The 26,831-nt window shown below is 54.4% G+C and carries 26 protein-coding genes; 8 read left to right on the plus strand and 18 right to left on the minus strand.

Translation table 11 applies throughout. The features are described from left to right. Nucleotides 1-143 precede the first annotated feature (143 nt). The gene (gmhB, locus tag IM317_RS18670; protein WP_029741186.1) at nucleotides 144-710 is read right to left on the minus strand and encodes a D-glycero-beta-D-manno-heptose 1,7-bisphosphate 7-phosphatase; all 567 of its coding nucleotides are present in this window, start codon (nucleotides 708-710) and stop codon (nucleotides 144-146) included. 188 nt (nucleotides 711-898) lie between these two features. Between gmhB and metN the strand changes: the two genes are divergently transcribed. From metN to proS, 6 genes are all read left to right on the plus strand, one after another. After that, nucleotides 899-1,930: a methionine ABC transporter ATP-binding protein MetN gene (gene metN / locus IM317_RS18675; protein ID WP_033144683.1), complete on the plus strand. Its 1,032-nt coding sequence runs from the start codon at nucleotides 899-901 to the stop codon at nucleotides 1,928-1,930. Then, nucleotides 1,923-2,576, plus strand: a complete 654-nt coding sequence (locus IM317_RS18680; protein ID WP_014168730.1) for a methionine ABC transporter permease MetI — start codon at nucleotides 1,923-1,925, stop codon at nucleotides 2,574-2,576. The genes metN and IM317_RS18680 overlap by 8 nt, the downstream gene beginning before the upstream one ends. A 40-nt stretch (nucleotides 2,577-2,616) precedes the next feature. Further along, on the plus strand, nucleotides 2,617-3,432 hold the full coding sequence (gene metQ / locus IM317_RS18685) for a methionine ABC transporter substrate-binding lipoprotein MetQ (RefSeq protein WP_014168729.1): 816 nt from the start codon (nucleotides 2,617-2,619) through the stop codon (nucleotides 3,430-3,432). Between the two features lie 106 nt (nucleotides 3,433-3,538). Beyond that, nucleotides 3,539-3,943 (plus strand): Rcs stress response system protein RcsF, encoded by a 405-nt coding sequence (rcsF, locus tag IM317_RS18690; protein WP_008501883.1) that lies wholly within the window; start codon nucleotides 3,539-3,541, stop codon nucleotides 3,941-3,943. Beyond that, nucleotides 3,940-4,647 (plus strand): tRNA (N6-threonylcarbamoyladenosine(37)-N6)-methyltransferase TrmO, encoded by a 708-nt coding sequence (gene tsaA, locus IM317_RS18695; RefSeq protein ID WP_033144682.1) that lies wholly within the window; start codon nucleotides 3,940-3,942, stop codon nucleotides 4,645-4,647. The genes rcsF and tsaA overlap by 4 nt, the downstream gene beginning before the upstream one ends. 112 nt (nucleotides 4,648-4,759) lie before the next feature. Continuing rightward, nucleotides 4,760-6,478 (plus strand): proline--tRNA ligase, encoded by a 1,719-nt coding sequence (gene proS / locus IM317_RS18700; protein WP_033144681.1) that lies wholly within the window; start codon nucleotides 4,760-4,762, stop codon nucleotides 6,476-6,478. Between the two features lie 47 nt (nucleotides 6,479-6,525). On the opposite strand, the gene nlpE is transcribed toward proS, so the two are convergent. The 3 genes from nlpE to IM317_RS18715 are packed head-to-tail and all read right to left on the minus strand — an operon-like array spanning nucleotide 6,526 to nucleotide 8,223. Continuing rightward, a complete protein-coding gene (nlpE, locus tag IM317_RS18705) occupies nucleotides 6,526-7,224 on the minus strand; it encodes an envelope stress response activation lipoprotein NlpE (protein ID WP_033144680.1) in 699 nt (232 codons plus the stop codon). Nucleotides 7,225-7,258: 34 nt separating this feature from the next. Continuing rightward, nucleotides 7,259-7,681: an alternative ribosome rescue aminoacyl-tRNA hydrolase ArfB gene (gene arfB / locus IM317_RS18710; RefSeq protein WP_033144679.1), complete on the minus strand. Its 423-nt coding sequence runs from the start codon at nucleotides 7,679-7,681 to the stop codon at nucleotides 7,259-7,261. Continuing rightward, the gene (locus tag IM317_RS18715) at nucleotides 7,678-8,223 is read right to left on the minus strand and encodes a YaeQ family protein (protein ID WP_033144678.1); all 546 of its coding nucleotides are present in this window, start codon (nucleotides 8,221-8,223) and stop codon (nucleotides 7,678-7,680) included. Before IM317_RS18715 ends, arfB begins: the two co-directional genes overlap by 4 nt. Nucleotides 8,224-8,419: 196 nt before the next feature. Here IM317_RS18715 and IM317_RS18720 point away from each other — a divergent pair, with 196 nt between their 5' ends. Both IM317_RS18720 and rof read left to right on the plus strand, forming a co-directional pair. Further along, nucleotides 8,420-8,620: a YaeP family protein gene (locus IM317_RS18720; RefSeq protein WP_033144677.1), complete on the plus strand. Its 201-nt coding sequence runs from the start codon at nucleotides 8,420-8,422 to the stop codon at nucleotides 8,618-8,620. Continuing rightward, nucleotides 8,607-8,867, plus strand: coding sequence for a Rho-binding antiterminator (gene rof, locus IM317_RS18725; protein WP_008501890.1), 261 nt, complete (start codon nucleotides 8,607-8,609; stop codon nucleotides 8,865-8,867). Before IM317_RS18720 ends, rof begins: the two co-directional genes overlap by 14 nt. A 28-nt stretch (nucleotides 8,868-8,895) precedes the next feature. Here rof and tilS read toward each other — a convergent pair whose 3' ends face one another. From tilS to cdsA, 14 genes are all read right to left on the minus strand, one after another. Then, nucleotides 8,896-10,185 (minus strand): tRNA lysidine(34) synthetase TilS, encoded by a 1,290-nt coding sequence (tilS, locus tag IM317_RS18730; protein ID WP_033144676.1) that lies wholly within the window; start codon nucleotides 10,183-10,185, stop codon nucleotides 8,896-8,898. A gap of 58 nt (nucleotides 10,186-10,243) precedes the next feature. Next, nucleotides 10,244-10,633: a VOC family protein gene (locus tag IM317_RS18735; protein WP_023334583.1), complete on the minus strand. Its 390-nt coding sequence runs from the start codon at nucleotides 10,631-10,633 to the stop codon at nucleotides 10,244-10,246. Between the two features lie 65 nt (nucleotides 10,634-10,698). Then, nucleotides 10,699-12,831 carry a lysine decarboxylase LdcC gene (locus tag IM317_RS18740; protein ID WP_033144675.1) on the minus strand — a complete coding sequence of 711 codons (2,133 nt, stop codon included), beginning with the start codon at nucleotides 12,829-12,831 and terminating at the stop codon, nucleotides 10,699-10,701. Nucleotides 12,832-12,931: 100 nt separating this feature from the next. After that, nucleotides 12,932-13,891 carry an acetyl-CoA carboxylase carboxyl transferase subunit alpha gene (gene accA, locus IM317_RS18745; protein WP_023310466.1) on the minus strand — a complete coding sequence of 320 codons (960 nt, stop codon included), beginning with the start codon at nucleotides 13,889-13,891 and terminating at the stop codon, nucleotides 12,932-12,934. A 12-nt stretch (nucleotides 13,892-13,903) separates the two neighbouring features. Beyond that, nucleotides 13,904-17,386 (minus strand): DNA polymerase III subunit alpha, encoded by a 3,483-nt coding sequence (gene dnaE / locus IM317_RS18750; RefSeq protein ID WP_033144674.1) that lies wholly within the window; start codon nucleotides 17,384-17,386, stop codon nucleotides 13,904-13,906. Between the two features lie 38 nt (nucleotides 17,387-17,424). Further along, the gene (gene rnhB / locus IM317_RS18755) at nucleotides 17,425-18,021 is read right to left on the minus strand and encodes a ribonuclease HII (RefSeq protein WP_024907528.1); all 597 of its coding nucleotides are present in this window, start codon (nucleotides 18,019-18,021) and stop codon (nucleotides 17,425-17,427) included. Further along, nucleotides 18,018-19,166 carry a lipid-A-disaccharide synthase gene (lpxB, locus tag IM317_RS18760; RefSeq protein ID WP_023334578.1) on the minus strand — a complete coding sequence of 383 codons (1,149 nt, stop codon included), beginning with the start codon at nucleotides 19,164-19,166 and terminating at the stop codon, nucleotides 18,018-18,020. The genes rnhB and lpxB overlap by 4 nt, the downstream gene beginning before the upstream one ends. Beyond that, a complete protein-coding gene (gene lpxA, locus IM317_RS18765; RefSeq protein ID WP_023310462.1) occupies nucleotides 19,166-19,954 on the minus strand; it encodes an acyl-ACP--UDP-N-acetylglucosamine O-acyltransferase in 789 nt (262 codons plus the stop codon). Before lpxA ends, lpxB begins: the two co-directional genes overlap by 1 nt. A gap of 3 nt (nucleotides 19,955-19,957) precedes the next feature. After that, nucleotides 19,958-20,413 (minus strand): 3-hydroxyacyl-ACP dehydratase FabZ, encoded by a 456-nt coding sequence (gene fabZ / locus IM317_RS18770; protein ID WP_010426706.1) that lies wholly within the window; start codon nucleotides 20,411-20,413, stop codon nucleotides 19,958-19,960. A gap of 102 nt (nucleotides 20,414-20,515) precedes the next feature. Further along, complete coding sequence (gene lpxD / locus IM317_RS18775) at nucleotides 20,516-21,541, minus strand: UDP-3-O-(3-hydroxymyristoyl)glucosamine N-acyltransferase (protein ID WP_032644136.1); 1,026 nt, start codon at nucleotides 21,539-21,541, stop codon at nucleotides 20,516-20,518. Between the two features lie 3 nt (nucleotides 21,542-21,544). Beyond that, complete coding sequence (gene skp / locus IM317_RS18780; RefSeq protein WP_032644135.1) at nucleotides 21,545-22,039, minus strand: molecular chaperone Skp; 495 nt, start codon at nucleotides 22,037-22,039, stop codon at nucleotides 21,545-21,547. Between the two features lie 122 nt (nucleotides 22,040-22,161). Continuing rightward, nucleotides 22,162-24,579: an outer membrane protein assembly factor BamA gene (gene bamA / locus IM317_RS18785; protein ID WP_033144673.1), complete on the minus strand. Its 2,418-nt coding sequence runs from the start codon at nucleotides 24,577-24,579 to the stop codon at nucleotides 22,162-22,164. 29 nt (nucleotides 24,580-24,608) lie between these two features. Then, nucleotides 24,609-25,961, minus strand: coding sequence for a sigma E protease regulator RseP (rseP, locus tag IM317_RS18790; protein ID WP_033144672.1), 1,353 nt, complete (start codon nucleotides 25,959-25,961; stop codon nucleotides 24,609-24,611). A gap of 11 nt (nucleotides 25,962-25,972) precedes the next feature. Next, entirely contained in the window at nucleotides 25,973-26,830 is an 858-nt protein-coding gene (gene cdsA, locus IM317_RS18795) for a phosphatidate cytidylyltransferase (RefSeq protein WP_023310457.1), read from the minus strand. Between the last annotated feature and the right edge of the window lies 1 nt (nucleotide 26,831).

A 26,831-nucleotide genomic window follows, 5' to 3' on the forward strand; every position in this document is an offset into this window, starting at 1 on the left:
TTTTTCTCTTCAACCGAACCGGCTGTTGTGTGAAGTGATTCACATCCGCCGTGTCGATGGAGGCGCATTATAGGGGGCCGCCGAGGAATGACAAGCGGAAAAATGCATTTTTATTTCAACCGCTCATCTTTTCACCAAAAAGGCTATTTTTGGTGCTTTTTAATCTCTTTTGGCAGATCGGCCAGACTATTAATCACCCAATCCGCTGCATTTTCTGCTTCTGGCGTCACTGGCTTACCGGTGCGAACTAATATTTTGGTTCCTACACCCGCTGCGGCGGCTGCCTGCATATCTTCCAGTTTATCGCCCACCATATAAGAAGCAGACATATCAATGTGCAGGAACTCCTGTGCAGAGATGAACATCCCGGGATGCGGCTTACGGCAGTCACAGGTCTGACGATACGCTTCAACGGTTCCCTGCGGGTGGTGCGGACAATAGTAGATGCCGTCGAGATCCACACCGCGGTCGGCTAGCGACCAGTCCATCCATTCCGTCAGCGTCTCGAACTGCGCCTCGGTGAATTTACCGCGTGCAATACCGGACTGGTTCGTCACAACCACCAGCGCATAACCCATCTCTTTCAGCTGGCGCATGGCATCTATTACGCCCTCGATAAACTCGAACTCATCAATCTCATGAACATAACCGTGATCCACATTAATAGTGCCGTCACGATCGAGAAAAATTGCGGGTACTGATTTTGCCACCGGTTTGCTCCTGAAAAAGGCATGTTCGACTAGTATCTCATGAATCGCAGCGCAATAAAGTGCTCATCGTACAGAGTTGGATTGATTTAGACGTCTGGATGCCTTAACATCCGTTTTGTTTACGGTCATCACCCGTATCTGGCAGAAGAAAATGCCACGGCTAACTTACATACGATAAAAATAATCTAATGATTAAACTTTCCAATATCACCAAAGTGTTCCAGCAGGGGAACCGAACCATTCAGGCGCTGAACAACGTCAGCCTGCATGTTCCTGCTGGTCAAATTTATGGCGTCATTGGCGCATCGGGTGCAGGTAAAAGCACGCTGATTCGTTGTGTTAACCTGCTTGAGCGCCCAACCCAGGGCAGCGTAGAAGTTGGCGGCCAGGAACTTACCGCCCTCTCAGAGAAAGAACTCACCAAAGCGCGTCGTCAGATTGGCATGATCTTCCAGCACTTTAACCTGCTGGCTTCCCGCACCGTGTTCGGCAACGTTGCCCTGCAGCTTGAGCTTGATAACACGCCAAAAGAAGAAGTGAAGCGTCGCGTCACCGAACTGCTCGACCTCGTGGGTCTGGGCGACAAGCATGATAGCTACCCGGCAAATCTGTCCGGTGGGCAAAAGCAGCGTGTGGCCATTGCCCGCGCGCTGGCAAGCAATCCTAAGGTTCTGCTGTGTGATGAAGCCACCAGCGCACTGGATCCGGCAACCACGCGTTCGATTCTGGAACTGCTGAAAGACATTAACCGTCGCCTGGGCCTGACGATCCTCCTTATTACGCATGAGATGGACGTGGTGAAACGCATCTGCGACTGCGTGGCGGTCATCAGCAACGGTGAACTGATCGAGCAGGACACGGTAAGTGAAGTGTTCTCGCATCCGAAGACGCCTCTGGCACAGCAGTTCATCCAGTCCACGCTGCATCTGGATATTCCGGAAGATTATCTGGAGCGTTTGAAAACCGAACCCGCAGCAGACAGCGTCCCGATGCTGCGCATGGAGTTCACCGGTCAGTCCGTTGACGCTCCCCTGCTTTCCGAAACCGCGCGTCGCTTTAACGTAAACAACAACATCATCAGCGCGCAGATGGATTACGCCGGTGGCGTGAAGTTCGGCATCATGCTGACAGAAATGCACGGCACACAAGAAGAAACCCAGGCCGCGATTGCCTGGCTGCAAGAACACCACGTAAAAGTAGAGGTACTGGGTTATGTCTGAGCCGATGATGTGGCTGCTGGTTCGCGGCGTTTGGGAAACGCTGGCAATGACCTTTGTCTCTGGCTTCTTTGGTTTTGTGATTGGCCTGCCGGTCGGCGTATTGCTGTACGTGACGCGTCCGGGTCAAATCATTGAGAACGCGAAACTGTACCGTACGCTCTCTGCGCTGGTGAACATCTTCCGTTCTATTCCCTTCATTATTCTGCTGGTGTGGATGATTCCGTTTACCCGCGTGATCGTCGGAACGTCTATCGGTCTGCAGGCGGCCATTGTTCCACTGACCGTGGGGGCTGCGCCGTTTATCGCCCGTATGGTGGAAAACGCCCTGCTGGAGATCCCAACCGGTTTGATCGAAGCCTCACGCGCGATGGGCGCAACACCGATGCAGATCGTCCGCAAAGTCCTGCTCCCGGAAGCACTGCCAGGCCTGGTGAACGCGGCAACCATCACGCTCATCACGCTGGTCGGTTATTCCGCAATGGGTGGCGCAGTTGGCGCTGGCGGTTTAGGCCAGATTGGTTACCAGTACGGCTATATTGGATATAACGCTACCGTGATGAATACCGTTCTGGTATTGCTGGTTGTTCTGGTTTATTTAATCCAGTTCTCCGGCGATCGCATCGTCCGGACCGTTACTCACAAATAACGTTACACACAACACAAACTCTACGAGTTAAGGATAAAACATGGCGTTTAAATTAAAGACCTTTGCAGCAGTAGGCGCGCTGATCGGCTCTCTGGCACTGGTGGGTTGCGGTCAGGACGAAAAAGATCCAAACCACATTAAAGTGGGCGTTATCGTGGGTGCAGAACAACAGGTTGCTGAAGTTGCTCAGAAAGTGGCGAAAGAGAAATATGGCCTGGACGTTGAGCTGGTGACCTTCAACGATTACGTTCTGCCGAACGAAGCGCTGAGCAAAGGCGATATCGACGCTAACGCCTTCCAGCATAAGCCATACCTGGATCAGCAGATCAAAGATCGTGGCTATAAACTGGTGGGTGTTGGTAACACCTTCGTTTATCCAATTGCCGGTTACTCTAAGAAAATTAAATCGCTGGACGAGCTGCAGCCGGGTTCTCAGGTTGCCGTGCCTAACGACCCAACCAACCTTGGCCGTTCCCTGCTGCTGCTGCAGAAAGTGGGCCTGATCAAACTGAAAGACGGTGTTGGCCTGCTGCCAACCGTTCTGGATGTCACCGAGAACCCGAAAAATCTGAAAATTGTTGAACTGGAAGCACCGCAGCTGCCACGTTCTTTGGACGATGCGCAGATTGCCCTGGCCGTGATCAACACCACCTATGCCAGCCAGATTGGCCTGACGCCAGCTAAAGACGGTATCTTCGTTGAAGATAAAGACTCCCCGTACGTTAACCTGATCGTGACTCGCGAAGACAACAAGGACGCGGAAAACGTGAAGAAATTCGTTCAGGCTTATCAGTCTGATGAAGTTTACCAGGAAGCCAACAAAGTGTTTAACGGCGGCGCTGTTAAAGGCTGGTAATCTCACCTCAGTGTAATATCATCAGGACGGGCTTATGCCCGTCTTGTCATTTGTGCAGTCAACTGATTCAATATCTGACGTTTTGATTATCCATTGAGGAACTATTATGCGTGCTTTACCGATCTGTCTTTTAGCACTCATGCTGAGCGGCTGTTCTATGCTAAGCAGATCTCCCGTTGAACCTGTTCAAAGCACGGCAACCCCGCCAAAAACCGAGCCTGCAAAACCGAAAGTGGTTCGCCCTGCGCCGGTTCGCATTATCACGAAAGCAGACGAACTCGTCGGTAAACCGTTCCGTGAACTGGGCGAAGTGAGCGGCGAATCCTGTCAGGCAACCAATCAGGACTCACCACCGAATATTCCGACAGCGCGTAAACGTATGCAGATTAATGCCGCAAAAATGAAAGCCAACGCGGTTCTGCTGCACAGCTGCGAAGTCACCAGCGGCACGCCGGGCTGCTACCGTCAGGCGGTTTGCATCGGTTCAGCGCTGAACATCACGGCGAAATGAGTGCATTTCAGTTCGAGCAGATAGGCGTTATCCACTCTCCTTATAAAGAGAAGTTCGCCGTCCCCCGCCAGCCCGGTCTGGTCACCAGCGGAAGCGGTGAGCTTCACCTGATTGCGCCTTACAATCAGGCCGATGCGGTACGCGGGCTCGAGGCTTTCAGCCATTTATGGGTGGTGTTCGTGTTTCACCAGACGATGGAAGGCGGCTGGCGTCCGACCGTGCGCCCTCCTCGTCTTGGCGGAAATGCGAGAATGGGCGTGTTTGCAACTCGCTCGACCTTCCGCCCAAACCCGATTGGAATGTCGCTGGTTGAACTGAAAGGCATACGCTGCCAGAAAGATCGGGTGATACTGGAGTTAGGTAGCCTGGACCTGGTAGACGGCACGCCGGTAATCGACATCAAACCCTATTTGCCCTTCGCCGAAGCGCTCCCGGACGCGCGTGCAAGTTATGCTCAGGACGCGCCGCAGGCGGATATGCCTGTTTATTTTACGCCAGAGATAACCGCGCAGATCGGCCAGCTGGAGAAACGCTATCCTCGCTTACGGGATTTCATCACTGAAGTTCTGGCACAGGACCCGCGTCCGGCCTACCGTAAAGAAGAGGAAGAAGGAAAAACGTACGCCGTCTGGCTGCTCGATTTCAACGTTCGCTGGCGCGTCACCGGGGCAGGTTTTGAAGTGTTTGCCCTTGAACCCAGGTAATTTTGTTCTCCTCTCTTTTGGCATCTTTGCCACACTGGTAAACTAAACCACTTTTTTTGTGTCAGGCTGGTGTTTCAGCCTGTTCCAATCGTCGAAATGGAACCGTAACAACATGCGTACTAGCCAATATCTGCTCTCCACTCTGAAGGAGACGCCTGCCGACGCCGAAGTGATCAGCCATCAGCTGATGCTGCGCGCCGGGATGATCCGCAAGCTGGCCTCCGGGTTATATACCTGGCTGCCGACCGGCGTGCGCGTCCTGAAAAAAGTCGAAAACATCGTGCGTGAAGAGATGAACAACGCCGGTGCTATCGAGGTGTCCATGCCTGTGGTTCAGCCCGCTGACCTGTGGCAGGAGAGCGGCCGTTGGGAGCAATATGGTCCTGAACTGCTGCGCTTTGTCGATCGCGGCGAGCGTCCTTTCGTTCTCGGCCCAACGCATGAAGAAGTCATTACCGACCTGATTCGTAACGAGCTGAGCTCTTACAAACAGCTGCCGCTGAACTTCTTCCAGATCCAGACCAAGTTCCGTGACGAAGTTCGCCCACGTTTCGGCGTCATGCGCTCTCGCGAATTCCTGATGAAAGATGCTTACTCTTTCCATACCTCTCAGGAATCACTGCAAGAGACCTACGACGCAATGTACGCGGCGTACAGCAAAATCTTCTCCCGCATGGGTCTGGATTTCCGTGCTGTGCAGGCTGATACCGGCTCCATCGGCGGTAGCGCATCCCATGAGTTCCAGGTACTGGCGCAGAGCGGTGAAGACGATGTGATCTTCTCTGACTCTTCAGACTACGCGGCGAACATCGAATTTGCAGAAGCGCTGGCGCCAAAAGAGCCACGCGGCGCGGCAACGCAAGAGATGACGCTGGTTGATACGCCAAACGCGAAAACCATCGCCGAGCTGGTTGAGCAGTTCAATCTGCCAGTCGAAAAAACCGTGAAAACCCTGCTGGTGAAATCTACCGAAGGTAGCGCTTATCCGCTGGTTGCCCTGCTGGTGCGTGGCGATCATGAGCTGAACGAAGTGAAAGCCGAGAAGCTGCCGCAGGTAGCCAGCCCGCTGACCTTCGCAACGGAAGCGGAAATCCGCGCCGTGGTGAATGCGGGTCCAGGTTCACTGGGTCCAGTCAATCTACCGGTGCCTGTTGTCATTGACCGCACGGTTGCGGCAATGAGCGACTTCTCCGCAGGTGCGAACATCGACGGTAAACATTACTTCGGCATCAACTGGGATCGCGACGTGGCGACGCCGGAAGTGGCTGACATCCGTAACGTGGTTGCAGGCGATCCAAGCCCGGACGGCCAGGGTACCCTGATGATTAAGCGCGGCATCGAAGTGGGTCATATCTTCCAGCTGGGTGATAAATACTCTCGCGCGCTGAACGCGGCTGTTCAGGGTGAAGATGGCCGTAACCAGATCCTGACCATGGGTTGCTACGGTATCGGGGTGACGCGCGTGGTGGCTGCGGCGATTGAGCAGAACTACGACGAACGCGGCATCGTCTGGCCGGACAATATTGCGCCGTTCCAGGTGGCTATTCTGCCAATGAACATGCACAAGTCTTACCGCGTGCAGGAGCTGGCCGAGAAGCTGTATGCCGAGCTGCGCGCTCAGGGTATCGAAGTGCTGATGGATGACCGTAAAGAGCGTCCAGGCGTGATGTTTGCCGATATGGAACTGATCGGTATCCCGCACACCGTCGTCATCGGCGACCGTAACCTCGACAGCGATGAGATTGAATACAAATACCGTCGCAGCGGCGAGAAACAGATGATCAAGACCGGCGACATTCTTGATTACCTGGTGAAAGCCATCAAAGGCTAAACAAAAAACCCCGCTCAGGCGGGGTTTTTTAATGGCTCAGCGTCGGCTTATTTACTGTTACAGTCTTTACCCGCAACAAACTTCGCGTCTTTATCTGCCACCAGCGTTTTCACCATCTCTCCGCTATCCGGGTTTGGATCCAGCGTAAAGTGACCGTCAACCGTCAGCAGTACCGGCTTGCTGTCATTGCCGCGTGCCACAGCGTAATCACGTTCAAGCTGCGCATTGTTTGCCACGCTGACCTTCCTGCCGGTTGCGCAGTCGGTAAAGATCGCCGCATCCGCCATATAGAAGTACATCCCCCGCATTGCCATCGGTGTGGCAGGCAGAGCCGCTTTTACCGGCGCCAGCGTGTAGTTGAGCTGGGATTCAATCGGGTTGCCTTCGCGGTCGAGCATCTCCATCCCCTCGCCTTTGGCGCGGAAAAAGGTTTTCTCACCGGAGGTATCCGTCAGGACCAGCTTCTCTGCCGTACGCGCCCATGTTCCATAAGTGGCAAAAGAAGAAGGCTCTTTAGCGCCCTGATAGCGCTGATTCATCACCCAGGTGCCATCTTTTTGCAGGAACAGAGACGTTTCAATGCCTTCACAGTCCGCGCAAGGCAATACGCCGCGCCAGCTTTGCTGCATCGGTTTTAATTCTTCCGTTTGCGTGGGTTGTAAAACCTGCGTTTCGGAGCGGTTGTTACACCCAAAAAGCGCAAACAGCGTACTCACTGCCAGCGCTGACCATAATGCTTTTTTCACAATGAATTCCTTATGAAAAGTGTGTTCCCTTTCGTCACTCTGTCGGGCGACGAACTTTACCGCGTAGTGCTTTCACTGTGGATTTTTGGGCCTTCGAGGACAACCGACGCTCTTTCGATGCGCGGGTCGGCCGCGTTGCCCGGCGGCTTTTTTGTACTGCCGTTAGCTCTTTGATGACCGCCACCAGCCTGGCTATCGCCGCTTCCCGGTTGAGCTCCTGGCTGCGGTACTCCTGGGCTTTGATCACAATCACGCCATCGCTGGTGATCAGGTGATGGCTGGCGGCAAGCAGGCTTTCTTTATAATACTCTGGCAGGCTTGAGGACCGAATGTCAAAACGCAAATGGATAGCCGTCGACGCCTTGTTGACGTGCTGCCCGCCAGCCCCCTGCGCACGAATGGCGGTGATCTCCAGCTCGCTGTCAGGGATGCTGACGTTTCGGGACAAGACGATCATGACGCGGGTTGCCACGCCGTTAAATGAATTTCCAGATTATTCTGAGAATCAGAGAGCCAGATGGCGCCATCCTGAATCGTCGCCTGCAAAACCATGGTCCGGCTGGCGAACTCGCTCAACTGCGCCAGCTGCTCATCGTCCAGATACCAGACCGTGAGATTTTTAAACTGTCCGCACTTGCTCTTGTTTTGCTGCCACCAGATCTCCGCCGCGCGCTGATTATACGCGAATAAGGCCACTTCAGCGGACTGGGTGCAGGCCTTCTTAATTCTGCGCTCGTCAGGCAGGCCGAGTTCGATCCACAAATCGATACCCAGATGATCGTTGCGCAGCCAGGCTTCAGGTTCGTCTTCTGCGCTTAACCCACGGGAAAACTGCAGACGCTCGTCGGCATACTTAATCCACGCCAGCAGGCGCAGCATCATGCGCTCCTGGGTTTCGGAGGGGTGGCGTGCCAGCGTAAGCGACGCATCGAGGAACTGGTTGCGATCCAGATCGGCCACATTGACCACTGCTTTATAAATTGTCGCTTTCAGCGCCATGAGAGAACTCCATTCGAATCAGGCGCACATTGTAGCGAAAACCGCGGCAAAAGGCTGTTACAGGGTGTTAAATACACCGCTATCAAGGCCCTGATATTGCTTAAATGAGTATGGTATAGTCACCTTGCTAAACCGAGTTTATCTTCGTAGGCTTAATGATATCTCACAGTAAGTCAGTGCGCTGGCGGGAGGGGATGTGAATAATTATTGTGAGTTAATTCGCAAACGGTATGCGGAAATCGCCAGCGGAGATCTGGGGTATGTCCCGGACGCGTTGGGCTGTGTATTGAAGGTGCTTAATGAAGTGGCCTCTGATGAAACCCTTTCAGAGTCGGTCAGGGAAAAAGCAGCGTATGCTGCGGCGAATTTACTGGTGAGCGATTATGTCGATGAATGATACTTATCAACCCATCAATTGTGATGACTATGACAACCTCGAACTCGCCTGCCAGCATCATTTATTACTGACGCTGGAGCTAAAAGATGGCGAAGTGTTGAAGGCGAAAGCCAGCGATCTGGTTTCACGAAAGAATGTGGAATACCTGATAGTGGAAGACGCCGGGGCGACGCGTGAGCTGCGTCTGGACAAAATAGCCAGCTTCAGCCACCCGCAAATCGGCACCGTCGTGGTGAGCGAATCCTGATGACACTAACGGGCAGCCTGGCTGCCCGTTACGCTTTCTGCCACTCAAAACGAACGCCCTCTTCTGACCACCCCTCTTCCGTGATGAACACCCCTGCCGCAGCGATAAGCGTTTCACCGTAGAACAGTAGCGGCGTGGTGTCGCGCAGCCACGGCGGCACGTTACACTCCTGCCATATTTTCTTCAGCTTCCGTCCCCCGTTGCGCCCGACGATATGCAGCAGGCCGCCAGCCTTAAAGCGCACGGTGACAGGTTCATCGGGCTTAGGCAGCCGCACATGACCAGACGACAGAAGAGAAACGCGTCCTGCCTCACAGGGCAATATCAGGGGCGCGTCAGGAGAAAGCCAGTCGAGCACCACATCGGTCAGCGAGGGCATGGATTTTATCCACCAGAGCTCCCCTTTATAACGTCTAACCTCAAAACCGTTCAGGTGGACGCACGGAGAAGCATCATCCCGCGCCAGTGCGACTTCGTCCCAGAGACGGCTCAGCATTGTCCTCGACGGCATCGCGGCGCGATGAAAGGCCAGCCAGCGCCGTAACAGCGCGGCGCGACGTACCGGGCTCATCGCTTTCATCGGTGCGATCGCCAACGCCCCGTCGGCAGAAATGAGTGCAGCCAGCTCGTCGCTCAACAGTTCATCCAGCAACGATTCCTGTTCGGCGCACAGCATGGCGCTTCTTGCCGTCGCGTCGGCGAAATGCGGCCAGCGTTCGCCTAAAAGCGGGAGGACGCGCAGACGCAGGAAGTTACGGTCATAGCCGTCATCCTGGTTACTCTCATCTTCGATCCAGTTCAGCTGATGTTCTCGCGCCCAGGCTTCCAGTGAGGCACGCGTCTCGCCAAGCAGCGGACGCAGTAACGTTGTGCCGGCAAATTCAGAACGCGTCGGCATGGCAGAAAGTCCCGCCGGGCCGCTGCCCCGCTTAAGGGCTAGCAGAAAGGTTTCACACTGATCGTCCAGATGCTGGGCCGTGACCAGCGCTTCTCCAGGACGTAATGCCCCGGCAAATGCGGCATAGCGGGCTTTCCGCGCCTGCGCCTCGATGCCCAGCCCTTCCTTCGCAAGCGTCACTCGCTCAGCGATGAGCGGGATCGCCCAGGCCGCACACAAGGCTTCGCAGTGCGCCACCCACGCCTCTGCATGAGGACTTAACCCGTGGTGAATATGCATCGCCCGAAGCTGGACGTTAGGCTCCCGGTCGCGCCAGAGTTTAAGACGATGGAGCAGAACGGTGGAATCCAGGCCACCGCTAAACCCCACCAGCAGCTGGCGGTACGGTGAAACGGCTTGTGCGATAGCGGGTAAGGTCATAGGAGATTACACATAAAAAATGCCCGAACTGAGCGGGCATTATCACACAGGACAACCATTACTGCTGATAAAGCTCCAGCGGCAGGCCGTCCGGATCGTTGAAAAAAGTAAAGCGCTTGTCGGTGAACGGATCGACGCGTATCGCTTCGCACGTCACGCCGTGCGCTTCCAGATGCTTAACTGCGCTATCCAGGTCATCGACGCTGAAGGCAAGATGACGCAGGCCGCAGGCTTCCGGGCGGGACGGACGTGCAGGCGGAAAAGGAAAAGAGAACAGCTCAATCACATATTGCCCGTTTAACGCCAGGTCGCCCTTCCAGGAGTCGCGCTCCTCGCGGTAGGCCTCGCTCATGAGCGTAAAGCCCAGGATGTCGCAGTAGAAGGCCTTACTTTTCGCGTAATCGGTCGCAATGATCGCAATATGATGAACAGCTTTTAAACCCAGCATAGCTTCTCCTTTTTATGATGCCTGAACGTTACAACCGAAAACCCGCGCCTGGCAAGCGGTCACCCTTATTTTAGGACTCGCACCCAGTAAACGCCGCTCTCGTCGCGCTTCGCACCGTGGATATCCGTCTCAAAACCGGGATAGTGGCGCCCGACAGAGCAGAGCATTAGCAGGAAATCGAGCACGGCCCGACTCTCTTCGGTAATCATCTCTCCCGGCATCAGGAGCGGAACGCCCGGCGGGTAAGGCAGGATCATGTTAGCCGATACGCGCCCGACCAGGTTTTCCAGCTCGACGGTTCCGACCTCCCCTTTCACCTGGCGCTGCCATGCCTTGTGCGGGGTAAACTTCATCTCCGGTAAGACATCGAACGCCTGAAGCATCAGACGCGGCAGATCGTGCTGACGGATCAGCCTGTGGATCCCCTGGGCCAGATCCTGAATGCGCATATTTCGATAGAAGTCAGGATCCTCCGCGTAGAGATCCGGCAGCATGTTCTTCACCCGCAGGTTGAGATCGTAGGCGCGCTTAAACTCCATCAGGCCGCGCAACAACCCCATCGCGCGGGTTTTGTCGATCCCGATGCTGAACAGGAACAGCAGGTTATAGGGGCCGGTTTTCTCTACCACCACTCCACGTTCATCAAGGAATTTCGCGACCAGCGCGGCCGGAATACCTTCATCGCTCATCTTGCCCTGCTCATCCATGCCCGGCGTCAGGATCGTCACTTTTACCGGGTCGAGGAACATATGGTCGCTATCGGCATCCCGGAAGCCATGCCAGCCTTCGCCGGGCGAGACGGGCCAGCATTCTGCTTCATCAATCTCTTCCGGCTGCCAGATATCAAAGAACCAGCCGTCGGCTTCGTCTTTCAGCCGCTGCACCTCTTTACGGAAATGCAGCGCGCGTTCCACCGAACGATTGATGAGACGCTTACCGGGATTGCCGCGCAGCATCGCCGCGGCCGTTTCAATAGAGGCCACCAGCGGGTAGCTCGGCGAGGTGGTGGTGTGCATCATAAAGGCTTCGTTGAACGTGTCTTCGTCGTACTCGCCTTTGATGTGAATAAGCGAAGCCTGGGAAAACGCCGCCAGCATTTTATGCGTCGACTGCGTTTCGAAGAACACTTTCCCCGGCACCCGTTCACCGCTCATGCCGCTTTTGCCTGCGTAAATCGGATGGAAATTAGTGTAAGGCACCCATGCGGAATCGAAGTGGATCGACGGCACGTCCAGCGTCTGTTTGATCCAGTTCGTGTTGTACAGCAAACCGTCGTAGGTGGAATTGGTGATCACCGCATGGACAGGCCAGCTTGCGCCAGGAATTGCCGCGACCTTACTTTCAATGGCTTCGTGGGTGAACTCCCGGCGCGGAATGCCGCCAAGAATACCGAGCGCATTACGCGTGGGCGACAGCCAGAGCGGTACGACGTCGCTCATCATCAGCAGGTGTGCCAGCGATTTATGGCAGTTACGGTCAATCAGCAAGGTGCTGCCAGCAGGCGCAGCGTACATCCCGACAATTTTGTTCGAGGTCGACGTGCCGTTGGTCACCATATAGCTCTGCTCGGCGCCAAAGGTGCGGGCGATATACTCTTCGGCTTCAAGATGCGGGCCGGTGTGATCCAGCAGGGAGCCTAGTTCGGTGACTGAAATCGACACGTCCGCTTTTAGCGTGTTGCCACCGAAGAAATCATAGAACAGGCAGCCCACCGGGCTTTTTTGATAGGCCGTTCCCGCCATATGACCTGGCGTACAGAAGGTATATTTGCCCTCCTTCACGTAGGTGAAGAGCGCGCGGGTAAAGGGGGGTGTGATGTTATCGAGATATTCATTCGTGTATTGCTGAATGCGGGTCGCAATATCTTCCGCCACGCCGAGCGAATATTCAAAGAACCACAGCGCCATACGCATATCATTGGCGCTGACGTCCATGGTTGAGTGAGTATTAATAAACGCGTACAGCGGAAGGTATTCGTTCAGCTTGTTGATATCGCTGCACAGTTCGAGATCGTATTCGTCCCAGTCGAAGATCACGCCGCAGATACGCGGGTTATGCTCGATGAACTTCAGCAGGTCGGCGCTGTTGTGCGGCCAGATTAGCTGATACCCGCGCGACTGCAGGGCTTGCTCAAGCTCCTTGATGGGCTCGTCTTTATAGAAGATGCCGTGTGGCCCCATAATGGCAATGATATTCATGGGCTTCCTCCTTAAAAAACATTAGCTAAGCATAGTCCGGCTAAACCGCAGGTATAAAAAAAGCCGCAACATTGTGCGGCTTTTCAGATAATTGTGAAGCTTACGCGTAACCGTAGGTCATCAGACGCTGGTAGCGGCGGTTGAGCAGATCGTCTTTGCTCAGCACGTCCAGATCTGCCAGGTCAGCCAGCAGCTGCGCTTTCAGAGAAGCCGCCATTACTTCCGGCTTACGATGCGCACCACCCAGCGGTTCCGGGATGATGGAGTCGATCAGCTTCAGCTCTTTCAGGCGTGGCGCAATGATGCCCATTGCTTCTGCAGCCAGCGGCGCTTTGTCGGCGCTTTTCCACAGAATGGACGCGCAGCCTTCCGGAGAGATAACGGAATAGGTGCTGTACTGCAGCATATTCACTTTATCGCCCACGCCAATCGCCAGCGCACCGCCGGAACCACCCTCACCGATGACGGTACAGATGACCGGCACCTTCAGACGAGACATCTCGCGCAGGTTGCGCGCGATAGCTTCAGACTGACCGCGCTCTTCCGCACCCACGCCAGGGTATGCACCCGGGGTGTCGATGAAGGTGATGATTGGCATGTTGAAACGCTCAGCCATCTCCATCAGACGCAGGGCTTTACGGTAGCCTTCTGGTGCTGGCATACCGAAGTTACGACGGATTTTCTCTTTGGTTTCACGACCTTTCTGATGACCAATGATCATCACCGGGCGTCCGTCCAGACGCGCGATACCGCCAACGATAGCTTTATCGTCAGCGTATGCGCGATCGCCTGCCAGTTCGTCAAATTCGTCAAACGCCAGGCGGACATAATCCAGGGTGTACGGACGCTGTGGATGGCGAGCCAGCTGGGCCACCTGCCATGCGCCGAGATCGGCAAAGATTTTGCGCGTCAGCTCTACGCTTTTCTCGCGCAGACGATGCACTTCTTCGTCGATGTTAATATCCAGTTTTTCATCCTGACGGCTTACCGCTGTCAGAGAATCGATTTTCGCTTCCAGCTCAGCAATCGGCTGTTCGAAATCAAGGAAATTCAGACTCATAGTATTCCTGTATTAGTCAAACTCCAGTTCCACCTGCTCCGAACCAATGAGGCCACGGAGATCGTTCAGTAAACGATCGCTCGGAGAGACACGCCACGTTGCACCAAAGCGCAACCGCGCACGTGCATCCGCCCTCTGATAGTAGAGATGTACTGGAATTGTCCCCGAGCGGTGGGGTTCCAGAGACTGACGGAGTCGGTTTAAAAGCTGGTCATCAATTTGCCTGTCCGTCAGCGAGATAGCAAGCCCGCGAGCATATTTTTCCCGGGCTTCGTCAATGTCCATCACTTCGCGGGCGGTCATTTTAAGCCCCCCACTGAAGTCATCAAAGCTGACCTGTCCGCTGACGATAAGTATGCGGTCTTTTTCCAGCAATTGCTGGTATTTATCCAGCGCGTCGGTGAACAACATCACCTCCAGACGCCCGGAACGGTCATCCAACGTACAGATGCCGATACGATTGCCGCGCTTGGTGACCATAACCCTTGCGGCAATCACGAGCCCCGCAGCCGTGGTGATTTTACCACGTTCTGTCGGATGCATGTCTTTAAGCCTGTGGCCGCCGACATAGCGCTCAATTTCTTTGATGTACTGGTTGATCGGGTGCCCCGTCAGGTACAAGCCTAACGTCTCACGCTCCCCATCCAGTACCACCTGTTCTGGCCACGGCTGGCAGTTGGAATAAGATTGCTCGATCTGCTCTGGCTCTTCCGCCAGCACCCCGAACATATCCGCCTGACCAATGGCTTCCGCTTTTGCGTGCTGATCCGCCGCTTTCAGGGCGTCGCCGAGGGAATTCATCAGCGCGGCGCGGTGCGGCCCCAGCCTGTCAAACGCGCCGGACATGATCAGTTTTTCCAGCACGCGACGGTTCAGTTTTTTGGTATCGGTACGGGCGCAAAGATCGAACAGCTCGCGGAAATACCCGCCGTTGTTACGCGCTTCGATGATCGCCTCGATCGGACCTTCGCCCACGCCTTTGATCGCGCCGATCCCGTAAACGATCTCTCCGTCGTCGTTAACGTGGAAGTGGTAGAGCCCTGAGTTAATATCCGGCGGCAGGATCTTAAGCCCCATGCGCCAGCACTCATCCACCAGGCCAACCACCTTCTCGGTGTTGTCCATATCGGCCGTCATTACCGCCGCCATAAATTCAGCAGGATAGTGCGCTTTCAGCCACAGCGTTTGATACGACACCAAAGCATAGGCGGCGGAGTGGGATTTGTTAAATCCGTACCCGGCGAATTTCTCCACCAGGTCGAAGATTTTCATCGCCAGCTCGCCGTCAACGCCGTTTTTCTTCGCCCCGTCTTCAAAGATGGAGCGCTGCTTGGCCATCTCTTCCGGCTTTTTCTTACCCATCGCACGACGCAGCATGTCCGCGCCGCCGAGCGTATAGCCGGAAAGCACCTGAGCAATCTGCATGACCTGTTCCTGATACAGGATAATGCCGTAGGTTGGCTCCAGCACCGGCTTCAGGCTTTCATGCTGCCACTGAACGTCCGGGTAAGAAATCTCTTCGCGACCGTGCTTACGGTCGATAAAGTTATCTACCATCCCTGACTGCAGTGGGCCCGGACGAAACAGGGCGACCAGTGCGATCATATCTTCGAAGCAGTCGGGCTGCAGGCGTTTAATCAGATCTTTCATGCCGCGGGATTCAAGCTGGAAGACGGCTGTCGTCTCCGAGCGCTGCAGCATGTCGAAACTTTTCTTGTCATCCAGCGGGATGGCGGCAATGTCTATCGGCTCAAGGCCCTGCTTTTCCCGGCGCGGGTTGATCATCTTCAGCGCCCAGTCGATGATCGTCAGCGTACGCAGGCCGAGGAAGTCAAACTTCACCAGCCCGGCGTATTCTACGTCGTTCTTATCAAACTGAGTAACCGGGTGCTCACCCGCTTCATCGCAGTAGAGCGGCGCGAAGTCGGTAATTTTGGTCGGGGCGATAACCACGCCCCCCGCATGCTTGCCGGCGTTACGCGTGACGCCTTCCAGCTTGCGCGCCATGTCGATCAGCGCTTTCACTTCTTCGTCAGCTTCGTAGATTTCCGGCAGCTGAGGTTCGGCTTCAAACGCTTTTGCCAGCGTCATGCCCGGATCGGGCGGCACCAGCTTCGAAATACGATCGACAAACCCGTACGGGTGGCCCAGCACGCGGCCGACGTCACGAATAACCGCCTTCGCCGCCATCGTACCGAACGTAATAATCTGCGATACCGCATCACGGCCGTACATATCGGCAACGTGCTCGATCACCTGGTCGCGTTTCTCCATGCAGAAGTCGACGTCAAAGTCGGGCATGGAAACACGTTCCGGGTTAAGGAAACGTTCGAACAGCAGGTCGAATTCCAGCGGATCGAGGTCGGTAATTTTAAGCGCATAGGCCACAAGCGATCCCGCACCGGAGCCACGTCCCGGTCCAACCGGTACGCCGTTATCCTTCGACCACTGGATAAACTCCATTACGATCAGGAAGTAGCCCGGGAAGCCCATCTGGTTGATGACCTGGAGTTCAATATCCAGGCGTTCATCGTACGGCGGCCGCTTCTCTTTGCGAACGGCCTCATCCGGGAACAGGAATTCCAGACGCTCTTCCAGACCTTCTTTTGATTTCACGACCAGGAAATCTTCCGTGGTCATGTCACCCGTCGGGAACTGCGGCAGGAAGTATTCGCCGAGGCGGACGGTAACGTTACAGCGCCTGGCGATCTCTACGCTGTTTTCCAGCGCTTCGGGGATATCGGAGAAGAGTTCACACATCTCCTCCTCGCTGCGCATGTACTGTTGAGCGGAGTAATTACGCGGCCGTTTCGGATCGTCGAGCGTGAAGCCATCGTGGATCGCCACGCGAATTTCGTGAGCGTCAAAATCTCCCGGCTCGAGGAAGCGTACATCGTTTGTCGCGACGACGGGCAGCCCGCGTTCTTCCGCAAGTGCGACCGCCGCATGCAGATAGCTCTCTTCGTCCTGACGACCGGTGCGGATCAACTCCAGATAATAACGATCCGGGAAATACTCTTCATAGAACGAGACGCATTGATCCACCAGCGCGCTATTGCCGCGCAGCAGGCATTTACCGACATCGCCCATACGGCCGCCAGAGATCAGCAGCAGCCCTTCGTTCAGCTCAGCCAGCCAGTCCCTGTCGATCCACGGGCCCAGCGCACCATATCCGCGCTGATAGGCTTTTGAGATAAGCAGAGTGAGGTTTTGATAGCCCGTGTTGTTCATCGCCAGCACGGAGATTTGCGTCATTTCATCGCCGACGAGATCGCTCTGGACATGAAAATCTGCGCCGACGATAGGCTTCATTCCCGCACCGTGCGCCGTTCCGTAGAACTTCACCAGGCCACACAGGTTGGTAAAATCGGTGATCGCCAGCGCGGGCATGCCAAGGGAGGCCGCCTTTTTTACCAGCGGCCCGGTCTTCGCCAGCCCATCGATCATGGAGTAGTCGCTATGCACCCGCAGGTGTACGAAACGTGGTTCAGCCATCTTCAGATTCCGCGTTACTTAATTGCTTGCGTATTGATTCAGGACACCCGTCCCAGCGCGCGTTTCACCGGGCCAAAACTGCGCCGGTGATGTTCGGTTGCGCCATGTTCAGCCAGCCTTTCCAGATGGAAAGGTGTGGGATACCCCTTATGCTGGGCGAAACCATACTGAGGATAAGTGAGGTCCAGCGCGGCCATTTCGGCGTCGCGCGTCACTTTGGCAATGATAGAAGCGGCGCTAATTTCTGCGACCCGACTATCGCCTTTGACGACCGCCATTGAAGGCATGGGCAATGCCGGACAGCGGTTGCCGTCAATCAGGACATATTCCGGGGAAATTTTCAGACCTGCTACCGCACGCTGCATCGCCAGCATCGTGGCATGCAAAATATTCAGCTCGTCTATTTCATGCGGTTCAGCGCGCCCCAGGCTCCAGGCCAGCGCCTTCTCCTGAATCTCACTGAACAGCGCCAGACGGCGTTTTTCAGACAATTTTTTTGAGTCGTTCAGCCCGATAATCGGGCGAGCCGGATCGAGGATCACCGCGGCAGTCACCACAGCCCCGACCAACGGGCCACGACCCACTTCGTCCACGCCCGCCACAAGGCGAGTGTGAGGATAAACAAATTCCATCATTTTGCTAACTCCAGCACCGCATCAGCCGCTTGCTCATCAGCATTACAGCGGATCAGTTGATGCAGTTCGCGGAAGGTATCGTGCATCTGGTGGCTGGTCTTGCCGTTCGCGAGCAGCGGCAGTAGTGCATCGGCAAGCGCCTGCGGCTGGCACTCATCCTGCAGCAGCTCTTTCACCAGCTCGCGCCCGGCAAGCAGGTTTGGCAGGGAGACATAATCCGTTTTAACCAGACGTTTTGCCAGCCAGAAAGTGAACGGCTTCATGCGATAACCGACCACCATCGGGCATTTCGCCAGCATGCATTCCAGCGCCGCCGTGCCGGAAGCCAGCAGCGCGGCATCGCTCGCATACATCGCTTCCCGCCCTTTCCCGTCCAGAAGACGGACGTGAAGATCCGGGGCGACTTCCGCTTTAATGCGCTCAAACTGCTCGCGGCGTTTGGCATTTACCAGCGGAACAACCACTTCAAGATCCGGATAGGTCTGGCGAAGAATTTGCGCAGTTTTGAGGAAATCGGCGCTCAGCATCTCAACTTCTGCGCCACGGCTGCCCGGTAGCAGTGCCAGACAGTGCACATCGTGCGGGATGCCCAGCGCGTCGCGCGCCGCGTTTTTATCCGGATCCAATGGCATCGCATCCGCCATGGTATGACCGATAAAACGGCACGGAACATTAAATCTGTCGTAAAACGCTTTTTCGAAAGGCAGGAAAGCCAGCACCAGGTTGGTGGACCGTCCGATTTTGAAAACGCGTTTCTGTCGCCACGCCCAGACGGACGGACTGACGTAGTGAATTGTTTTGATACCCTGCTTTTTCAGATTCCCTTCGAGGGTAATGTTGAAATCAGGTGCATCAATACCGACAAACACATCGGGTTTGAGTTCGGTAAAACGGCGGGTGAGATCGGCGCGGATGTGCAGCAAACGGCGTAGCCGTCCCAGCACCTCGACGATGCCCATCACGGCGAGTTCTTCCATTTCATACCAGGCTTCACAGCCTTCGGCCTGCATCAGCGGGCCAGCAACGCCGACAAAGCGAGCATTGGGTACACGCGCCTTAAGCGCGCGAATGAGACCGGCACCAAGAATATCGCCGGAGGTTTCTCCGGCGACCAGGGCTATCGTAAGCGGACGACTGTCGACCATTAACGAATCAGACCCCTTGTTGAACGGTCAAAGAATTCCATGAACGCGTTCACTTCCGGGTGCTTATTCGCCAGCTCGGCAATTTCCGGCTTCGCCTCTTCCAGCGTTTTACCGCTACGGTACAGCAGTTTGTACGCGTTGCGGATAGCAGTAATCGCTTCGCGGCTAAAACCACGACGCTTGAGGCCTTCGATGTTCACGCCAAACGGCGTGGCATGGTTGCCCTGCGCAATCACATACGGTGGGACGTCCTGCGCCACACCGGAGCATCCGCCAACCATCACGTGCGCACCAATGATGCAGAACTGATGGACTGCGGTCATGCCGCCAATAATTGCGAAGTCATCAACCGATACGTGTCCTGCCAGCGTTGCGTTGTTGGCAAGAATACAGCGATCACCCACGGTACAGTCGTGCGCGATGTGCGCATTAACCATAAACAGGTTATCGCTGCCCACCTTCGTCAACCCACCACCCTGTACTGTTCCACGATGAATAGTGACGCTTTCGCGAATACGGTTACGATCGCCAATTTCCAGACGGGTCGACTCACCAGCATATTTCAGATCCTGGTTAACTTCGCCGATGGAAGCGAACTGATAGATCTCGTTATTGCAGCCAATGGTCGTGTGACCATTCACGACAACGTGAGATTTCAGTACTGTACCCTCACCAATTTCGACATGGGGTCCAACAATACAAAACGGGCCAATGTGGACGTTAGCGCCAATGATGGCACCGGTTTCCACAATAGCGGTAGGATGAATAAAGGCGGATTTATCAATCACGTATCAGGACTCCCGGCTACGAGCACACATCATCGTCGCTTCGCAAACAACTTTGCCGTCAACCAGCGCTACGCCTTTGAAGCGAGTCAGGCCACGACGCGTTTTTTCAAAAGTGACTTCCATGATCATCTGATCACCAGGCACGACAGGGCGCTTAAAGCGCGCTTCATCAATACCCGCGAAGTAATACAGCTCACCTGGCTCCAGTTTGCCAACGCTTTTAAACGCCAGAATACCGGTAGCCTGAGCCATCGCTTCCAGAATCAACACACCCGGGAAGATAGGCTTACCAGGGAAGTGTCCCTGGAAAAACGGCTCGTTCACGGAAACATTTTTCACTGCGCGCAGAAAACGACCTTCTTCAAAATCCAGCACACGGTCTACCAGCAGAAACGGGTAGCGGTGCGGCAGAAGTTCTAAAATCTCTTCAATATGCAGAGTATGAGTGTCAGTAGTCAAAATACTCTTCCTGTCAAAATGTACTGATAACAATAATAACACGGCCTGCCGGTTTATTAGAAAGCCGACAGGCCGGGAAAAATAGCGTTCAACGGATGACGCTTAATCTTGTTGATCGATCTTACGCTCAAGAGACTTGAGGCGCTTGCTCATATCATCAATGTTCATCACCAGAGCTGCTGTTTTACGCCATACCTTGTTGGGTTGTAGCGGAATACCTGAGGAATAGACGCCAGGTTCAGTGATAGGACGCATTACCATGCCCATTCCCGTCACAGTCACCTTGTCGCATATTTCCATATGGCCATTAATCACGCTCGCGCCGCCAATCATGCAATAACGGCCAATTTTCAGGCTGCCTGCCATGATGACGCCACCCGCAACCGCGGTATTGTCGCCAATCACAACGTTATGCGCAATCTGGCACTGGTTATCGATGATAACACCATTGCCAATGATCGTGTCGTCAAGCGCGCCACGGTCAATGGTGGTACAGGCGCCGATCTCTACGCGATCGCCAATAATAACGCGACCAAGCTGCGGGATCTTAACCCAGTTACCACGATCGTTAGCGTAACCAAAGCCATCAGAACCAATAACGGTGCTGGACTGGACGAGGCAATTTTCGCCAATTTCAACATCATGATAAACGGACACATTGGCCCATAAACGGGTTCCGGCGCCGATTTTCGTATTTTTCCCAACGAAGCAGCCCGGGCCAATGACGACGTTATCGCCCAGCACAACGCCGGATTCGATAACTGCATTCGCGCCAACGGCGACGTTGTTACCAAGCCTGGCCGTCGCATCAATCGCTGCACTGGCCGCAATGTTCTGGGCCGGCTGCGGCGTGGTATCAAGAATTTGAGCCATGCGTGCATACGTCAGGTAGGGGTTTTTCACTACCAGCGCGCTTACAGTGGCAAATGGAAGATCGTCCTGCGTCAGTACAACAGCTGACGCCTGGCATTGAGCCAGTTGCTCACGGTACTTAGGGCTTACCATGAAGGTAATCGTGCCAGCTTTAGCAGATTGCATGGACGCAACAGCGGTGATGACGATATCGCCATCACCGTGTAATTCTGCATCCAACTGCTGAGCTAAATCAGCCAGTCGAATTGAAGGCATTACTTATTTAACCTGTTTCAGAACATCAGCAGTGATGTCTTTAACATCTTTGCTGTTATAAGCAACGGCGTTCGCATCTACAACCAGATCGATACTCTGATCGGCAGCCACTGCTTTAACAGCAGTCTGAATGCGAGTTACCAGCTTGCCGCGTTCTTCGTTAGAACGACGCTGACGATCCTGCTCGAAAGCCTGCGCTTTCTGGGAGAACGTCTGGCGCTGAGCCATTACGTCTTTTTCCAGCTTGCTGCGATCGCTTGCTTTCATGGTAGAACCATCACGCTGCAGACGCTGCATTTTGGACTGAAGATCGTTTTCCATACCCTGCAGTTCGCTTGCACGGCCTTTGAATTCGTTTTCCAGAGTCGCAGAAACACCCGTTTTCTGTGCAACCTGCTGGAACAAATTACCCATATTGACGATTGCAATTTTGTCTGCTGCCTGAGCAGAAGTTGCCATCGCTAAACCGAGACCTGCAGCTAATAACCACTTTTTCACAATTAACTCCTTACCATCCCATTGGCACCAGAAGGTACCGTTCTTTGCGTGGCAAGGCGACCGTGTTACCGATCGCCAGTTGTCAGCGCTACACTGCCAACGCATTCCTTTGCAGCGGATTATTACCAGGTTTTACCAATGTTAAACTGGAATTGCTCCGCTTTGTCTCCATCATATTTCTTAAACGGCTGGGCGTAGGAGAAGACCAACGGTCCCAGCGGTGACATCCATTGTAATGCGATACCGGCAGACATGCGAATATTGCTCGGATCGCTGTAGTCAGGAATGCCTTCTGCGCGCATCTGGGCAGTATTCTGCCAGTTGGTATCCCACACGGTACCGGCATCCCAGAAGAAGGACGTACGGACCGAGTTCGCATATTTATCACTGATAAACGGCGTTGGCGTGATGAACTCCAGACTGGCAACGGCCATGGCGTTACCGCCCACCGCGTCATTGGAGCTACAGACTTCTGACGAGGAAGACTTATCACAGTTATCTTTGTCGTTTCCGCCGTAGTAAACCGCTTTCGGACCAATGTTATTGGACTGGAAACCACGAACGGTGCTGGAGCCACCCGCATAGAAGTTTTCATAGAACGGCAGTTCTTTGCTACCCAGACCATCTCCATAGCCCCAACGGGTACGACCCAGAACCACCCACTTATGATCGTCATCGATCGGGAAATAGGACGCGGTATCCAGCGTGACCTTATAGAACTCGTTATCGGAACCCGGCACGGTAACTTTACCGTTCAGGTTGACGCGAGAACCTTCCGTTGGGAAGTAACCACGGTCGAGACGGTTATAGGTCCAGCCGTAGTTAAAGGTGAAGTCATCCGCCGCGAAGCCATTGTCATTACCATTTTTACTGGTTGACTGGCCGATAGAGTCCAGATAACGCCACATCGCCACCTGCGGTTGCATGTTGGACAGGTCGTTATGCACGTAACCCAAGCCTGCACGCAGGGTGTTGTATTCGTTAACCGGGAAGCCAAGCGTACCGTCTACACCGTAACTCTTGTTGGTGTATGAAGACAGGTCCGCGTCATCTGCTTTAAAGTCGTTATAGAAGATACGACCGCCCAGGCTCACACCGTCTACGGTGAAGTATGGGTTAGTCACAGAGAACTCAGAGTAGGTCTGGTAGTCGTTTTTGGTGCCGTTAATACCGACAGAGTAACCCGTACCCAGCCAGTTATCCTGCTGTACGCCGACCTGGAAGCTGACGCCGCTTTCAGTACCGTAGCCCACACCGAAGTTGAAGCTACCGGTGTTGCGCTCTTTCACTTTATATACGACATCAACCTGATCCGGGCTGCCCGGTACGCGCTGGGTATCGGTATCCACCGTTTCAAAATAGCCCAGACGGTTCAGACGCTCTTTACCCTGATCAACGAGGTCGCTTCCCAACCATGCGCCTTCCATCTGACGCATTTCGCGACGCAGAACGGAATCTTTGGAGGTGTCGTTACCGACGAAGCGGATCTTACGCACGTAGAAACGGTTGCCCGCATCAACATTCACGTGCAGCTTAACGGTTTTATCCGCGTCATTGATTTCCGGCTGAGTCTGTACGCGCGGATAGGCATAACCGTAGCGGCCGAGCAGCTTCTTAATGCTGTCTTCCATTTTGGTTACCTTGGAACCGCTATACAGATCGCCCGGCTGAATTTTGGTCAGCGATTCGATTTCAGCAGAATGCCCCGCCAGGTTACCACTCACTTCAACACCAGAAAGCTTGTACTGCTCGCCTTCAGTGATGTTAACCGTAATGTAGATACCTTTCTTGTCCGGAGTCAGACTGACCTGAGTCGAGTCGATGTTGAAACGCGCATAGCCACGATCGAGATAGTAGCTGCGCAGGGTTTCGAGGTCGCCCGCCAGTTTCTGTTTCTGGTATTTGCGATCGCCCACCACGTTCCACCATGGCACTTCATCGCGCAGCTGGAAGGTGGAGATCAGTTCGTCGGTGCTGAACGCGTGGTTGCCGACAATGTTGATCTGCTGGATCTTCGCAGAAACACCTTCCTGGAAGACCAGCTTCAGGTCAACACGGTTACGCGGCAGCGGAGTGACAACCGCTTTCACGCTGGCGCTGTATTTACCGACGCTGTAGTAGAAGTCTTCCAGACCTTTTTCAATGTCTGAAAGGGTTGTGCGGTCCAGGGACTCACCCACACGAACACCAGATGCTTCAAGGTTCTGCTTGAGCATGTCATCTTTCACCGACTTGTTACCGGAGAAAGTGATACTGGCGATCGTCGGACGTTCTTTTACCTGTACCAGCAGCGTATCACCATCGCGCAGGACGCGGACGTCCTCAAAGTTGCCGGTGGCAAACAGAGCACGGATGGTGTTACTGATATCATCATCATTAACCGTATCGCCGGGGCGTACAGGCATACTGAGGAGGGCCGCACCAACGGCGACACGCTGGAGGCCTTCGAAATGAATGTCTTTCACTACGAACCCGTCAGCACCGTATACGGTGGCGCTGCTAAACAGCAGCGACGCTATGAGCAACTTTTTCATCGCCATCGTTATTATGCGTTCTTCCTAACACTCTCTTACAACCGAGAGAAATCATTGAAAAGTGCAAGCCCCATTAACAGCACCAGCAAAATCGAGCCAATGCGATAACTAAAGTCTTGAACTCGCTCGGATACCGGTCCGCCTTTTAGCTTTTCAATCGCCAAAAACAGCAGATGACCCCCGTCTAAAACGGGAAGCGGGAACAGGTTGATTATCCCAAGGTTCACGCTAATGAGCGCGAGGAACATGAGATAGTAAATCACCCCGAATTCCGCTGACATCCCAGCCCCCTGAGCAATCGAAATTGGCCCACTGAGGTTGTTCAGTTTCACATCACCGGTTATCAATTTCCCCAACATGTTGACCGTCAGCTTCATCAGTTGCCATGTTTTATCCGTGGCTTCAAGGATGGCGCTGAACGGCCCATACTGGCGTATTGTCTTGTACTCATCTGGCAGCGGGATCACTTTTGGCACAACGCCTGCAAACCCTTCTGCCTTTTTGCCGACCGACTTCGTATCCGGGATCAGCGTCAGCGAAAGCGGACTGCCCTGCCTTTCAACTTCCAGCGCGAGAGACGTTCCCGGATTATCGCGCACCAGAGTAACAAAGGTCATCCACTCTGTTAATGGTTGACCATCGACTTTAACGATCCTGTCGCCCGCTTGCAAACCCGCTTTGCTCGCCGCCGAATTTGCCTGTACTTCGGCTAATACCGGCTCAATCTGCGCGCCGCGTGGACGAATGCCCAGCGCAGCGACGGGATCCTCTTTGTCTGGCTCGAAACGCCAGTGACGTAAATCGAGTACTTTGTCCTGACGCGTATCTGAACCAAACGGCGATACGCTGATGGTGGTCTGCGCATCGCCAATTTTGGCTACCAGCTGCAGTCGCACGGCATCCCAATCAGGGGTTTCGATGCCATCAATCGCTTTAAGTTCCATCCCGGATGTAATTTGCGCACTCGCCGCGATGGAATTGGGGGCAATTTCACCCACCACCGGACGTACGCCAGGGACGCCGATGATAAACACCAGCCAGTAAGCGAAAATCGCAAAGATGAAGTTGGCTACCGGTCCGGCAGCAATGATGGCGGCGCGTTGTCCAACGGTTTTATTGTTGAATGCGCTGTGTCGCAGCTCAGGAGCGACAGGCTCGACGCGTTCGTCGAGCATTTTGACGTAGCCGCCCAGCGGGATAAGGGCGATGACAAATTCCGTGCCGTGGCGGTCGGTGCGCGTCCAGAGTGATTTACCAAAACCGATGGAAAATCGCTCTACGCGCACGCCACAGCGGCGAGCAACCCAGAAATGGCCAAATTCATGCACGGTAATCAGTACACCCAGTGCAACAATGAACGCCGCCAGATTCCAGAGAATGCTCAGCATAAAACCTTCCGTTAAATCGTCCCGAATACCAGTAAAAGCAAACACGCAAACACTGGAACAGCCGCTGTCAGGCTATCAATGCGATCCAGTATACCGCCATGCCCTGGAATCAGGTGTCCGCTGTCCTTAATCCCTGCTTCACGCTTAAACATACTTTCGGTTAAATCACCGAGCACGGAGGCAAGCGCAGCAAAAATCGAGCACACCAGCAGTATTGACGGTGCCACTTCAAGATTCGCCCAGACGCCGTAGCCCCAGGAGATGATCGCTGCCGTAAACAGGCCGCCGATGAATCCTTGCCAGGTTTTGCCCGGAGAAACCTTCGGTGCCAGCTTATGTTTGCCAAACAGTTTACCAAACATATAGGCCCCGGAGTCAGCCCCCCAGACCAGAATCATCACATAAAGCAGCCAGATCGCACCGCTGTAGTGGTTTTCGTCGTAGTGCCAGGCTCGCAGCGCAACCATACCCCAGAAAAAAGGAATAATTGTGAGCAAGCCAAAAATCAGTCGCAGCACTTTTGAATTACGCCACAATGCCGCGGAACCCGGATAAAAAAGAACCAGCAACAGCGCGGCAACCCACCAGGCCAGCGATATCCACAAAGATCCGGCAACCAGGGGCTGATGAATATCATGGTGATATTCAGGCAACGTAAACAGCATTATGGCCAGGATAAAGCCACAAAGTACCGCAAGCCATACTCGCTGAGTGCGCGAGGTAAAGCCGCTAAACTGTCCCCATTCCCACGCGGCGAGCATGCACACCACCAGCGTGACAATAGCGAATCCCACCGGGGGCAGTAAAAACAGCGCCGCAATGACAATGGGTATTAATACAAAAGCGGAAATCAGGCGATACTTCAGCAAA

Origin of the sequence: Enterobacter cloacae complex sp. S3, from assembly GCF_014930495.1 — a bacterium.
GTDB lineage: Bacteria > Pseudomonadota > Gammaproteobacteria > Enterobacterales > Enterobacteriaceae > Enterobacter > Enterobacter asburiae_B.

What these genes read in the sequence shown, in the direction of transcription:
- rcsF (WP_008501883.1), top strand. Translation starts at nt 3,539, where the DNA reads ATGCGTGCTTTACCGATCTGTCTTTTAGCACTCATGCTGAGCGGCTGT.
- IM317_RS18740 (WP_033144675.1), bottom strand. Translation starts at nt 12,831, where the DNA reads ATGAATATCATTGCCATTATGGGGCCACACGGCATCTTCTATAAAGAC.
- lpxD (WP_032644136.1), bottom strand. Translation starts at nt 21,541, where the DNA reads ATGCCTTCAATTCGACTGGCTGATTTAGCTCAGCAGTTGGATGCAGAA.
- metQ (WP_014168729.1), top strand. Translation starts at nt 2,617, where the DNA reads ATGGCGTTTAAATTAAAGACCTTTGCAGCAGTAGGCGCGCTGATCGGC.
- rnhB (WP_024907528.1), bottom strand. Translation starts at nt 18,021, where the DNA reads ATGATGGAATTTGTTTATCCTCACACTCGCCTTGTGGCGGGCGTGGAC.
- tilS (WP_033144676.1), bottom strand. Translation starts at nt 10,185, where the DNA reads ATGACCTTACCCGCTATCGCACAAGCCGTTTCACCGTACCGCCAGCTG.
- dnaE (WP_033144674.1), bottom strand. Translation starts at nt 17,386, where the DNA reads ATGGCTGAACCACGTTTCGTACACCTGCGGGTGCATAGCGACTACTCC.
- tsaA (WP_033144682.1), top strand. Translation starts at nt 3,940, where the DNA reads ATGAGTGCATTTCAGTTCGAGCAGATAGGCGTTATCCACTCTCCTTAT.
- IM317_RS18735 (WP_023334583.1), bottom strand. Translation starts at nt 10,633, where the DNA reads ATGCTGGGTTTAAAAGCTGTTCATCATATTGCGATCATTGCGACCGAT.
- lpxB (WP_023334578.1), bottom strand. Translation starts at nt 19,166, where the DNA reads ATGGTCGACAGTCGTCCGCTTACGATAGCCCTGGTCGCCGGAGAAACC.
- metN (WP_033144683.1), top strand. Translation starts at nt 899, where the DNA reads ATGATTAAACTTTCCAATATCACCAAAGTGTTCCAGCAGGGGAACCGA.
- rof (WP_008501890.1), top strand. Translation starts at nt 8,607, where the DNA reads ATGTCGATGAATGATACTTATCAACCCATCAATTGTGATGACTATGAC.
- arfB (WP_033144679.1), bottom strand. Translation starts at nt 7,681, where the DNA reads ATGATCGTCTTGTCCCGAAACGTCAGCATCCCTGACAGCGAGCTGGAG.
- proS (WP_033144681.1), top strand. Translation starts at nt 4,760, where the DNA reads ATGCGTACTAGCCAATATCTGCTCTCCACTCTGAAGGAGACGCCTGCC.
- IM317_RS18680 (WP_014168730.1), top strand. Translation starts at nt 1,923, where the DNA reads ATGTCTGAGCCGATGATGTGGCTGCTGGTTCGCGGCGTTTGGGAAACG.
- bamA (WP_033144673.1), bottom strand. Translation starts at nt 24,579, where the DNA reads ATGGCGATGAAAAAGTTGCTCATAGCGTCGCTGCTGTTTAGCAGCGCC.
- accA (WP_023310466.1), bottom strand. Translation starts at nt 13,891, where the DNA reads ATGAGTCTGAATTTCCTTGATTTCGAACAGCCGATTGCTGAGCTGGAA.
- rseP (WP_033144672.1), bottom strand. Translation starts at nt 25,961, where the DNA reads ATGCTGAGCATTCTCTGGAATCTGGCGGCGTTCATTGTTGCACTGGGT.
- IM317_RS18715 (WP_033144678.1), bottom strand. Translation starts at nt 8,223, where the DNA reads ATGGCGCTGAAAGCGACAATTTATAAAGCAGTGGTCAATGTGGCCGAT.